This is a genomic window from Agrobacterium genomosp. 13 str. CFBP 6927 (genome assembly GCA_900012615.1).
In the GTDB taxonomy this organism is placed as follows: Bacteria; Pseudomonadota; Alphaproteobacteria; order Rhizobiales; family Rhizobiaceae; genus Agrobacterium.
This window is the reverse complement of record LT009757.1, coordinates 1,481,373-1,493,252: the sequence shown is the minus strand read 5'-3', so window position 1 is coordinate 1,493,252 and position 11,880 is coordinate 1,481,373. Positions and strand designations below refer to the sequence as shown.

Sequence of the window (11,880 nt, the reverse complement as noted above, 5' to 3'; positions counted from 1 at the left end):
GTGCGGGCATTCAAGCCCCTGCATCCGACATTCACTCTATCGGGGACGACCTGCTGTCATGACTCTTTCTCTCACCTGCCCTCTCATCGAAGTTACGGGTACGCCATTCGAGCGCGGTCAACAATATGGAGAACAGGCGGGCGACCGCATCCGCAAGGGTATAGAGCATTACCAGCACCAGATCCGGGCCTCTGGCCTCAAGGCCAGCGACCTCGAAACGATTATCGACCGCTTCGCCGGTGCGATCGAAGAATACGGTCCGCAATATATCGAGGAAATGCGCGGTATCGCCAAGGCGGTCGGCACGGAGCTGTCGGCCATCCTGCTCATCAACGCGCGCACCGAAATCCTGAAGCTTGCCCGCCGGCGTGAAAAGGGGCTGGACGATTTCATGTCGGATGGCTGCACAGGCGTCTTCGTGATGCCGGAGGTTACGCGCGACGGACAGTTCATCCATGCGCAGAACTGGGACTGGAAGGCCGAATGCGCCGAAACCGCAGTCGTGCTGAAGGTCAAGCGCAGTGATGGGCCTGATATCCTGACATTCACCGAAGCGGGCGGGCTGGCACGCACCGGCTTCAACGCCGCCGGCATCTCGATCAGCGGCAACTACCTCGAAACCGATCGGGATTACCGCTCGCTCGGCGTGCCGCTCGCCATCATTCGCCGCAAGGTGCTGGAGCAGGATCACCTCGCCATGTCCATGCAGGCCGTCTACGGCACGCGCAAGTCCGCCTCCAACAACATGATGGTGGGCCATGCGCATGGCGTCGCGATCGATTTCGAATGCGCTCCGGACGAAACCTTCCTTGTTCATCCGCAGGGCGGGCTGCTGGTGCATGCCAACCATTTCCAGAGCCCGGTTGCGCTTTCCAAGCTACAGGACAAGGGCGTCGTCAACATGCCGGATTCGCTTTACCGCGACGTGCGTGTGCGTGGCCTGATCGAGCCTGCGCTCGGCAGGGTGACGACGGCGGATGTGAAGACGGCGCTGCTCGATACATTCGAGACGCCGTGGTCGGTGTGCCGCCCACCGCGCAAGTCGCTCTCCAACAACCAGTCGGCGACGGTCGCAACCATCGTCATGGTTCCGGCGCTTGGACGGATGGAAGTGGCGCTGCTGCCAGCGCTCAACCCGAACTTCGCGAATTTCAGCCTCGACATGAGCATCGCTCCCGTCGTGCGCAACGACCTGCAACAGACCGACGCGGCCTGATCAGAACATTAAACAAGGGAACCCAAAACGGGAGAATTCGATGGAGTACCGCAACTTTATATACAGCGCGGCCCTGACGGCGGTGATGGCGGCAATGACGATGACGTCCGCGCATACAAAGGACGACGTGCTGCGCGTTCGCATCAATTCGGACGTGCGCTCTACCGATCCGGGTGTCAACCGCGACGCCAACAGCGATGCGGTGCTGCTGCATGTGCTGGAAGGTCTTGTCGGCTATCGCGATGACGCTTCCGTGGCACCGCTGCTCGCCAGCTCGATCGACGTTTCGCCGGATGGCAAGACCTATACCTTCAAGCTGCGCAGCGGCGTGAAGTTCAGCAACGGCGAACCGCTGACTTCGGCTGACGTGCTGGCTTCCTGGCAGCGCTACACCGATCCCAAGACCTCCTGGCGCTGTCTGACGGATACCTCTGCCGGCGGTGTGGCCGCCGTCAGCGGCGTGAGCGCACCGGATGCCGAGACGGTCGTCTTCACCCTCGAAAAGCCGACGGCGCTCTTCCTGCCCACCCTTGCCCGCACGGATTGCGGCGGCACCGGCATCTACCACAAGTCCTCTTTCGCTGCCGACGGAAAATGGGTCAAGCCGATCGGCACCGGCCCTTTCACTTTCGGTGAGTGGCGCACTGGCCAGTATGTCGATCTCGCGGCAAACCCCAACTACACACCGGGTGAAGGTGAACGGGTCGGTTATGTCGGCGACAAGACCCCGAAGGTCTCCGGCGTGCGCTTCATGGTCATTCCGGACGATTCCTCCGCCAAGGCTGCCCTTTATTCCGGCGACATCGATGTGCTGAGCGACGTGCTGACGTCCGATATCGCCGAACTATCCGCTACCGATCAGGTTGTCGTCGACAAGGCTCCTGGCATGGGCCTCACGGCGCTGCTCTTCCAGACGCGCGATCCGCTTCTACAGGATGTCCGCATCCGCGAAGCCCTGCGGCTCTCGCTCGACCTGCCGCAACTTGCCGAGGCCCTTTCCAGCGGCGAGTCGAAGGCGAGCTCCTCCGTCATTCCGCAGCCGAGCCCCTATTTCGGTGCAACCCAGGCCGACGTTCCGGCACGCGATATCGCGAAGGCGAAGGCGCTGCTGGCGGAAGCAGGCTATAAAGGCCAGCCGATCAAGTGGCTGACAACCAAGTTCTATCCGCAGCTCTTCGACGCAGCCGTGCTCGTTCAGGCCATGGCGCAGGAAGCAGGTATCACAATCGACATCGAAACGCTCGATTGGGCGACCCTGCTCGACCGCTACAGCAAGGGCAACTACAGCGCCATGTCATTTACCTATTCCGCCCGGCTTGATCCTTCGCTCTCCTTCGACATGGTGAGCGGCAACAAGGACAAGCAGCCGAACAAGGTCTGGGACAATGCCGAAGGCCGGGAACTGATCGCCCAGTCAAGCCGGATCAGCGATCCTGCGGAACGGCAGAAGATCTTCGACAAGCTGGAAGGCATGATCCGTGCGGATGTGCCCATGACCGTCATCTATGCCGGAAGCCGCGTCAGTGCCGTGCGCAAGAACGTTGAAGGCTACAAGACCTGGCCTGTCGGTTATCCCCGCATGTGGGGCGTCTCCTTCACGGCAGGAAACTGATCGATGCAGGCTCTCCTGAAATACATCGCGAAGCGTCTGTTATGGACGCTTCCCACCCTGCTGCTGGTCGCCGTCATCGTATTCTTCATGGTGCGGATGATCCCCGGTGATCCCGCCCAGCTTATCCTCGGCGACGGGGCGACGCCTGACGAGCTTGCGCACCTTCGCGCCGCACTCGGGCTGGACCAGCCGGTGCCGGTGCAGTTCGGATATTGGCTTGGTCATGTGCTGGAAGGCGATCTCGGGCACTCGATCTCCAATGGTGTGCCAGTGTTGAGCCTGATGCTCGACCGTTTCCAGGTAAGCGCGACGATCGTTCTCGTTGCCGTCGGACTTGCGACGCTGATCGCACTTCCAGCCGGGCTTGTTGCCGCATGGCGGCAGAACAGCACTCTGGACGTGACGATCGTCGCCGCGTCCACGCTGCTGATGTCCGTCCCGAGCTTCTGGCTGGGTCTGGTGCTGCTGCTTGTCTTCGGACTGAAGCTCGGCTGGCTGCCGGTGGTGGGCTTCGTGCCCTTCACCGAGAACCCGTGGACGGCGCTTACCTATATCGTGCTGCCTGTCACGACACTGATGCTGATCGAAGTCGGCGTGCTGACCCGTATGATGCGGGCCAGTGCAATCGAGGTGCTGCGCCTTGAATACGTGATGCACGCCCGCGCCAAGGGTCTTTCGGAACGCAAGGTGTTGCTGCGGCATGTGCTGCCCAACGCGTTTGCGCCGACCTGGACAATGATCGGCCTGGTTCTCGGCGGTCTGCTCGGCGGTATCGCCGTTCTCGAAACAGTTTTCACTCTGCCCGGCCTCGGGCGTCTACTCGTCGAAGCGATCTTCGCTCGCGACTATCCGGTGGTGCAAGGATGTCTGCTCTTTACAGCCCTGATCTACGTGCTCGTCAATCTGATCGTAGATCTCTGCTATCCCTTCTTCGATCCGCGGGTCGCCGCCTCATGATACGGCAACCTCTGAACCAGGCGATCGGTACGCTGCTGCTCCTCTTCATCGGCGTCATGGCCGCGCTTGCGCTGGTCTGGACGCCGCACGACCCGGCCGCGATCAAGCTGGCCGCCCGTCTTCAGGCGCCTTCGGGCCAGCATTGGCTGGGCACCGACGAGTTTGGCCGCGACGTGATCTCGCGACTGATGGCCGGTGCTTCCCAGAGCATGATTGTCGCGGCGCTGACCGTCGTTTTCGCCGTGACCGTCGGAACGGTGATCGGCCTCGTGGCGGGCTATGTCCGCGGCCTCGTGGACCGCGTGCTGATGGTTTTCAGCGATGCGGTGCTCGCCTTCCCCGGCACGCTTCTGGCGCTCGGCCTGATAGTGATCGCCGGGCCGAACAAATACGGCATCATCCTGGCGCTCGGTATCGCCTATTCGCCCTCCGTGCTCAGAATTGTACGTGGAAGCGTGCTTTCGGCGCGCGAGCGGGAATATGTCGAAGCATCGCGGGTCATCGGCAATTCCGAATTCGCCACCATGTTCCGGCATGTTCTGCCAAACTGCGTGGCGCCCATTGTCGTGCTGGCAACCTCCATGTTCGGCTGGGTGGTGCTGGCGGAAAGCGGCCTCAGCTTCCTCGGACTTGGCGTGCCGCCACCGGCGCCAACCTGGGGCAATATGCTGGCCTCTGCCCGCCCCTATATCGAGAAAGCACCCTGGCTCGGTCTTGCCCCCGGCGTCTGCATCTCGATGACGCTACTTGGAATCAACCTTTTGGGCGACGCGCTGCGCGACCGCTTCGATCCTAGAATGGAGCAGAAATGATGTCTGACGCCACGACAAGTCCGCTGCTCAGCGTGCGCGACCTCTGTGTCCGCAGCTCCGGCGACCTCTCCATCCTCGATAATATCTCCTTCGATGTCGGCAAGGGCGAGATCGTCGCCCTGGTCGGGGAAAGCGGCAGCGGCAAGACGGTCGCGGCGCGTGCGGCAATGCAGTTGCTGCCGAAGGCGATCCGTCCCGTTTCGGGCGAGATCCTGTTCGAAGGCCGCAATCTTCTCGCCATGAACAATGCCGAAATCCGTGAGGTGCGCGGCGCCAGGATCGGTATGGTGTTCCAGGAGCCGATGGTTTCGCTGAACCCGGCAATGACCATCGGCGCGCAGCTTGTCGAGGGACTGCGCCTGCATGAGGCCTTGAGCGTCGAGGAGGCGCGCAAACGCGCCGCCGAAATGCTGGCCCGTGTGAAAATTCCCGATCCGGAATCCTGTCTTGCGGCCTTCCCGCACCAGTTTTCCGGCGGTATGCGCCAGCGCATCATGCTCGCCTCGGTCATGCTGCTGCGCCCCCGTCTGCTGATTGCCGACGAGCCGACGACCGCGCTCGACACGTTGACCCAGCGCGAGGTGCTGGAGGTGATGGTCGATCTGACCCGGACCTACGGAACGGCCGTCCTCCTCATTACCCACAATCTCGGGCTCGTCGCACAATATGCGAAGAAGGTTGTTGTTCTCCAGCGCGGCAAGCTGATCGAATCCGGCCCGGTGGAAGAGGTCCTCTATAAGCCGAAGGAAACCTATACCCGCACGCTGATCGACGCGCTGCCCAAGCGTGACCATGGCCGCAAGCCGGTTGCCGACACTGCTCCGCTGATCGAGGCGAAGAATGTCGCCGTGACCTATGCGGGTGCGGGGAACATCTTCTCGAGCGCCGAAAAGAAACTCGCGGTCAAGGGCGTATCGCTTGCCATCAAGCCCGGTGAAGTCGTTGCCGTCGTCGGTGGTTCCGGCTCCGGCAAGACGACGCTTGGTCGCGCCATGATCGGGCTTCTGCCGCTTTCGGGCGGTGACGTGCATTTTCGCGGACGCTCCATGGCCGGCGCAGACCGGGCTACCGCCCGCGATTTCCGTCTGTCCTGTCAGCTGGTATTCCAGGATCCGTACTCTTCGCTCGATCCGCGCCAGACGATTGCCGAGATTGTCGGCGAGCCGCTCCAGCATGGACCGAAGATGAGCCGCGCCGAAAAGGCTGAGCGTGTGGCAGAGATACTCAACGAAGTAGGCCTGTCAGGTTTCGGCGGACGATACGCCCATGCCCTTTCCGGGGGGCAGCGCCAGCGCGTGGCCATTGCCCGCGCCGTCATCCGCAATCCGGCCTTCGTCGTTGCCGACGAGCCAGTGTCGGCGCTTGACATGACCATTCAAAAACAGGTGCTCGACCTCTTCCGCAGCCTGCAGGAAAACCACGGCTTCGCCTGCATGTTCATTTCGCACGATCTTGGCGCCGTTTCGCGCGTCGCCGACCGCATTGTCGTGATGGAGCAGGGTCTGATCGTGGAAGAGGGCGGTGTGGATGCCGTTCTGGACCATCCGCAGCATCCCTATACCAAGGCGCTTCTGGCTGCGACGCCAACGCTGGGCATTGCCGCATGACCACGCTCGATACCCTTTCCGGCAAACTCGACGTCGCTGGCCAGAACCTGCGCTTCATCGATCTGCCGCGCATCTTCGGCGATCAGCTGAAAGCCTTTCCGATGGCGATGCGCATCATCATCGAAAACGCCCTGCGCAATGCGCCGGAAGAGGCAGAGACACTGATCGCCGCGTTTCGAGGCTGGCTCGAAACCGGCACCAGCACGGCGGAGATCGCCTTTTATCCATCGCGCCTCTTGATGCACGACACGACCTGCGTGCCTGCACTGGTGGACATGGCAGCACTGCGTTCGGAACTCGCCGAAGCCGGGATTGACCCGGCGCGGCTGAACCCAGGGCTGAAGATCGACGTTTCGACTGATCACTCCATTGCCGTCGATGCCTATGGCTCGGCGGATGCGCTGCGCATCAATGTCGCAAAGGAAATCGAGCGCAATGCCGAACGTTATCGCCTGATGAAATGGGCGACCGGCGCTTTCGACAATCTGCGTGTCCACCCGCCCGGAACGGGCATCATGCACACCATCAACATGGAACAGCTCGCGACCGTGGCCACGATCTGCCGGATCGGTGCTGCTGACTGGGCCGTTCCTGATACGCTGATCGGCACCGACAGCCACACGCCGATGGTCAACGGTATGGGCGTGCTGGGTTGGGGCGTGGGTGGCATAGAGGCCGAAAGCGTCATGTTCGGCATGCCTGTGATGCTGCGTATTCCCGATATCGTCGGCGTGCGACTCCTCGGCAAGCTTCAGGAAGGCGCAACCGCCACCGATCTTGCACTGGCAGTAACGCAGGCCCTGCGCCGCCACGGCATTTCCGGCGAGTTTGTCGAATTCTTCGGTCCCGGCGTCTCCACGCTTTCCGTTGGCGACCGCGCCGTGGTTGCCAACATGGCGCCGGAATACGGCGCTTCGAGTGGTTATTTCCCGATCGATACCCATACGATCGATTATCTCGCCGCCACGGGGCGGATGCGTAAAAACCTGCATCTCGTCGAGGCGCTTGCCGTCGGCCAAGGCCTCTGGTTCGAGCCGGAGGTTTCGCCGCGCTATACATCGACGCTCGATATCAACCTGTCACAGATCAAGACCTCGCTTGCCGGTCCGCGCCGCCCGCAGGATCGCATCGCACCTGCCGAGATGCGACCCACACTCGAAAAGGCCTATGGCCGCGCGCTTGGCGAAGCCCGTGACGGCGAGGTGCCGGATGGCGCCATCGCAATCGCGGCGATCACCAGCTGCACGAACACGACAGACCCGCGCCTGCTTGTTGCAGCCGGGCTCGTTGCCCGCAAGGCCCGCCGTTTCGGGCTGAAGCCGCCTCAATGGGTGAAAACATCACTCGCACCCGGCTCCCCTGCCGCCGGTCGGTACCTCCGGCGCACCGGCCTGCTGGACGATCTGTCCGCCACCGGATTCGATATTGTCGGCTTTGGTTGCACCACCTGCATTGGCAATTCGGGCGCTCTGACACCGGACGCGGCAGCTGCCGCCGAGAAGGGCACGATGCTGGCGGCTGTGCTCTCCGGCAATCGCAATTTCCCCGGCCGCATTCATCCGCAGATCGAGGCGGGCTATCTTGCCTCGCCGCCGCTCGTGGTGGCCTATGCGCTGGCTGGCAGCGTGAAGCAGGACATAACGGCAGAACCTATCGGCCACGGGCCGGATGGCGCCGCCGTCTTCCTGCATGATCTCTGGCCATCCAGCGCCGAGATCGATGCCATGCTGGTTCAGACCGCCGAGCCTGGCGATTTCAGCGCCGCCTTTACGGAAGCTACGGCCAACAAGGCCTGGGCCGGGCTACAGGCCCCGGACGGAGTGCTGTTTCCCTGGGATGAGGCTTCGACCTATGTCCGCCGTCCACCATTTGTCTCCTTCTCGCAAAAAAGCAGGCTCGGCAATTATGCGGCAACGCCGCTGCTGATCCTCGGCGACGACATCACGACGGATCACATTTCGCCTGCCGGTCAGATTCCACTTTCCGGCGCCGCAGGCCATTACCTGACCGAGCGTGGTGAAGACCCTCAGGATCTCAATGTCTTCGCCTCCCGGCGCGGAAACTGGGAAGCGATGCTACGCGGCCTTTTCACGAACCCGACGCTCCGCAACCTTATCGATGAAGCCCTGCCTGCAGGCACGACCCGGCATGCACCTTCCGGCGATATTGTTCCGCTGATGGAAGCGGCAGCCCGATACGAACGCGATGGCGTTTCAACGGTGATCCTCGCCGGTGAACGGTACGGCACAGGCTCCTCCCGCGACTGGGCGGCGAAAGGCGTGGCATTGCTGGGCGTACGGGCTGTGCTTGCCTCGAGCTTCGAGCGTATCCACCGTTCGAACCTCATCGGCATGGGGATTCTGCCTATCCTCCTGCCGCCGAACCTCACCTCGCGCAACCTTGCGGATGAGGCGCCACGGCACATCGGTATCGATGCGGCTCCCGAAACCCTGCGGCCGCGCGGCACACTTTTCGTCACGGTTGAAGCCGGCGACGGTACGACTTTCAGCCTCGATTGCCGGCTGGCGATCGAAACGGAACTGGAAATCGCAACATTGCGGGCAGGCGGCATTCTTCCCTCCATCCTGACGCGGATTGCGGCGGACGAAGGGGCTGTGCCACGGCCCCAGGCCGAAAATTCCCACTAAAGCATTTGCGCTTTCGCTGAAGCGCAAATTCTAATTCGTTGTTTTACGCGTCTCCGGCAAAGCAGTTTCACGCTTTTGCTGGAAATGCTCTGGCAGGACCGACAAGATGCAGAACTCCCAATCCGTCTGGAACATCGTTGATGAAAAATCCCCGGCCTTCTTCGACCTTAGCGACCGTATCTGGGATATGCCGGAAACCAATTACGAGGAGTACCGCTCCTCTGCCGAGCACCTGCAACTCCTGAGGCAGGAGGGTTTCCGGGTAAGCCACGGCATTGCGGGCATTCCGACGGCGATCATGGGCGAAGCCGGCAACGGCGGGCCGGTCATCGCCATTCTCGGTGAATATGACGCATTGCCGGGGCTGAGCCAGCAGGCGGGTGTCGCCGAGGAGAAACCGCTCGTTTCCGGCGGCAATGGCCATGGCTGCGGTCACAATCTTCTCGGTTCCGGTGCCATGCTGGCGGCTGCGGCCGTGAAGGACTACCTTGCAGCCGAGGGAATTGAGGGACGTGTTCGCTATTATGGCTGCCCGGCCGAAGAAGGCGGCTCTTCCAAGGGCTTCATGGTGCGTGCGGGCGTGTTCGATGACGTCGATATCGCAATCTCCTGGCATCCTGCCGCATTTACCGGCGTCAACAATCCGATCTCGCTTGCGTGCAGCGAAATGGTCTTCCATTTCACCGGCCGCGCCGCCCATGCCGCCGCCGTGCCGCACCTCGGCCGCAGCGCGCTCGATGCGGTGGAACTGATGAATGTCGGCGTCAACTATCTGCGCGAGCATATGCCCTCGACGGCCCGTATTCACTATGCGATCACCGATACCGGCGGCCATGCGCCGAACGTGGTGCAGGCGAAAGCGGCGGTGCGTTATCTCGTTCGGTCGCGCACGCTGCCCGATCTTCTGGCGCTGGTAGCGCGCGTTCGCAAGGTGGCCGAAGGTGCGGCGCTGATGACGGAAACGTCGATGCGCCAGGAAATCCTGACCGGCGATGCCAATCTCGTCGGTAATGCACCGCTGGAACAGTGCATGCATGCGCAGCTCGAACGGCTTGGACCTGCGCATTTCGATGCGCAGGACCGCGACACCGCCCGCGCATTTCAGGCGACGTTTACGCGGGAGGATATCCTGACCTCCTATGCCCGCTTCCACCTGCCGCCGAAGTTTGACGAACCGCTCTCTGACGAGATCGTGCCGCTTTATGCCGGTGATGGCACATTGGTCGGATCCACCGATGTCGGCAGTGTCAGCTGGGTCGTTCCGACCGTGCAGTTGCGCGGCACGACCTATGCTATCGGCACACCCGGCCACTCGTGGCAACTCGTCGCGCAGGGCAAGCTGCCCGCCGCCCACAAGGGCATGGCCCATGCGGCGAAGATCATGGCGTCGACGGCGATAGAGCTGATCGCCAACCCTGCGCTTGTCGCCGACGCCAAGGCTGACCATCGTGCCCGCCTTGCCGAAACGCCCTTCATCAATCCGATCCCCGATGACGTGATGCCGCCAATCCCTGCACAACCCGAATCCTGGAGCCTTGCAGGTTGACGCGGACCATTCTGGCCTTCGGCGACAGTCTGACATGGGGCGTCGATCCCGGTCGTGGGCGGCATGCCCACGAGGACCGTTGGCCGACCGTGCTGGAAAGGCTGTTGCCTGATACGCGGGTTATCCCGGAGGGCTTGCCGGGCCGCACAACGGCTTTTGACGATGCAAACGGTGCCGCGGACCGCAACGGTGCGCGCATCCTGCCTGTTCTACTCGGCAGCCACTATCCGCTCGATCTTGTCGTGATCCTGCTCGGAGCGAACGATCTGAAGCAGGATATTTGCGGCCATGCTGCTGGTACGGCTGGAGGCATGGCGCGTCTTGTGGAGATCGTCAGGACCTTCCCCTATGACTATGGCTACACCGCCCCGCAAATCCTGCTCGTCAGCCCACCGCATTTCCGCATTCCGGACAATGGCGCATTGAGGGGCGGTCGGCTCATCGAGGAATCCAAAAAGCTTGCTGGTCATTATCGTGCCGTTGCAGATGAAAACGGCTGTGGCTTCTTCGATACGGCTGTTACCGCGCAGACCTGTTCGTTCGACGGCATTCATCTGGACGCGAAGAATACTCGCCAGATCGGCATCGGCGTCGCCGGATTTATCAGATTGACCTACTGTTAGCCACGCTCGTCTTGTCTCTGATACCGGGGTCGAGCGAGCTCTTCAATTTGCGGTCTCAGCCATGTCGAAACTTGCTCTTCAGCCATTGGTGCATGGATGAGGCTCCGGCCAGCAGAGAACCGCCCTCTACTGGGACACCCCCAGTGAGCGAAGTGACGAGAGCTCCCGCTTCCTCTGCGAGAAGCTTGCCGGCGGCGTAATCGTAATGGCTGAGGCCATCCTCGAAATATCCATCGAGCCTGCCCGCCGCGACATAGGCGAGATCAAGCGCCGCCGACCCGAGCCGTCGCACGCCTGCTGTCTCGTTTGTGATGTCGTCCAGAGCAAGGAAGAAGGTGCTGCGCTCGATTGCCTTCAACTGTCCGCGGATCGGCATCGATAGGGAGACGATAGCCTCTTCCGGCCGTTTGTCCTCCAACGTAGCCAATTCTTTACCGTTCAGGCGGGCGCCCTCACCTCGAACCGCGGTGAACATTTCGTCGCGCAATGGGTCAAGGACCACGCCCAGCAGTTCACCTGCATCGTCGCACAGAGCGATGCTCACGGCAAAATAGGGGATGCCCCAGATAAAGTTGCTCGTTCCGTCGAGCGGATCCACGACCCAGCGGCGCTGCGCATCGCCCTTACGGACACCGGTCTCCTCACCAACGAAGCCATAGCTATCTCCTGCCTTTGCCAGGACGGCGGCAATCGCTTCCTCAGCGGCGAGATCAGCTCTGGATGCATAGTCTCCCAACGCCTTTCGCTGAATACTCGTCTGCGACAGAGCGCCAAAATGTGTCTTCAATTCAGCGCCGCCAGCAAGGGCGGCGGAAGATGCAAACTGCATCAGTTCGTCAAGCGACAGATCCGCCATAAG

9 protein-coding genes are annotated in these 11,880 nt (G+C 61.9%); 8 read left to right on the top strand and 1 reads right to left on the bottom strand.

Going from position 1 to position 11,880, the window contains the following annotated elements; genetic code table 11:
• Positions 1-58 precede the first annotated feature (58 nt).
• The 8 genes from AGR13A_RS21120 (at position 59) to AGR13A_RS21085 (ending at position 11,021) form a co-directional block, all read left to right on the top strand.
• The gene (locus tag AGR13A_RS21120; protein WP_080839228.1) at positions 59-1,216 is read left to right on the top strand and encodes a C45 family autoproteolytic acyltransferase/hydolase; all 1,158 of its coding nucleotides are present in this window, start codon (positions 59-61) and stop codon (positions 1,214-1,216) included.
• A 40-nt stretch (positions 1,217-1,256) separates the two neighbouring features.
• Entirely contained in the window at positions 1,257-2,828 is a 1,572-nt protein-coding gene (locus tag AGR13A_RS21115; protein WP_080839226.1) for an ABC transporter substrate-binding protein, read from the top strand.
• A 3-nt stretch (positions 2,829-2,831) separates the two neighbouring features.
• Positions 2,832-3,785, top strand: coding sequence for an ABC transporter permease (locus AGR13A_RS21110; RefSeq protein WP_080839224.1), 954 nt, complete (start codon positions 2,832-2,834; stop codon positions 3,783-3,785).
• A complete protein-coding gene (locus AGR13A_RS21105; protein ID WP_080839222.1) occupies positions 3,782-4,597 on the top strand; it encodes an ABC transporter permease in 816 nt (271 codons plus the stop codon). Before AGR13A_RS21110 ends, AGR13A_RS21105 begins: the two co-directional genes overlap by 4 nt.
• A complete protein-coding gene (locus AGR13A_RS21100; RefSeq protein WP_374701870.1) occupies positions 4,594-6,204 on the top strand; it encodes an ABC transporter ATP-binding protein in 1,611 nt (536 codons plus the stop codon). The genes AGR13A_RS21105 and AGR13A_RS21100 overlap by 4 nt, the downstream gene beginning before the upstream one ends.
• Entirely contained in the window at positions 6,201-8,852 is a 2,652-nt protein-coding gene (gene acnA, locus AGR13A_RS21095; RefSeq protein WP_080839218.1) for an aconitate hydratase AcnA, read from the top strand. The genes AGR13A_RS21100 and acnA overlap by 4 nt, the downstream gene beginning before the upstream one ends.
• A gap of 106 nt (positions 8,853-8,958) precedes the next feature.
• Positions 8,959-10,398: a M20 family metallopeptidase gene (locus tag AGR13A_RS21090; protein WP_080839216.1), complete on the top strand. Its 1,440-nt coding sequence runs from the start codon at positions 8,959-8,961 to the stop codon at positions 10,396-10,398.
• On the top strand, positions 10,395-11,021 hold the full coding sequence (locus AGR13A_RS21085) for an SGNH/GDSL hydrolase family protein (protein ID WP_080839214.1): 627 nt from the start codon (positions 10,395-10,397) through the stop codon (positions 11,019-11,021). The genes AGR13A_RS21090 and AGR13A_RS21085 overlap by 4 nt, the downstream gene beginning before the upstream one ends.
• Positions 11,022-11,076: 55 nt before the next feature.
• Here the strand turns inward: AGR13A_RS21085 and AGR13A_RS21080 are convergent, their stop codons facing one another.
• On the bottom strand, positions 11,077-11,877 hold the full coding sequence (locus tag AGR13A_RS21080) for an inositol monophosphatase family protein (protein WP_080839211.1): 801 nt from the start codon (positions 11,875-11,877) through the stop codon (positions 11,077-11,079).
• Between the last annotated feature and the right edge of the window lie 3 nt (positions 11,878-11,880).

Coding starts and splice junctions, on each gene's coding strand:
- AGR13A_RS21100 (WP_374701870.1), top strand. CDS start 4,594: ATGATGTCTGACGCCACGACAAGTCCGCTGCTCAGCGTGCGCGACCTC.
- AGR13A_RS21120 (WP_080839228.1), top strand. CDS start 59: ATGACTCTTTCTCTCACCTGCCCTCTCATCGAAGTTACGGGTACGCCA.
- AGR13A_RS21080 (WP_080839211.1), bottom strand. CDS start 11,877: ATGGCGGATCTGTCGCTTGACGAACTGATGCAGTTTGCATCTTCCGCC.
- AGR13A_RS21105 (WP_080839222.1), top strand. CDS start 3,782: ATGATACGGCAACCTCTGAACCAGGCGATCGGTACGCTGCTGCTCCTC.
- AGR13A_RS21115 (WP_080839226.1), top strand. CDS start 1,257: ATGGAGTACCGCAACTTTATATACAGCGCGGCCCTGACGGCGGTGATG.
- AGR13A_RS21110 (WP_080839224.1), top strand. CDS start 2,832: ATGCAGGCTCTCCTGAAATACATCGCGAAGCGTCTGTTATGGACGCTT.
- acnA (WP_080839218.1), top strand. CDS start 6,201: ATGACCACGCTCGATACCCTTTCCGGCAAACTCGACGTCGCTGGCCAG.
- AGR13A_RS21090 (WP_080839216.1), top strand. CDS start 8,959: ATGCAGAACTCCCAATCCGTCTGGAACATCGTTGATGAAAAATCCCCG.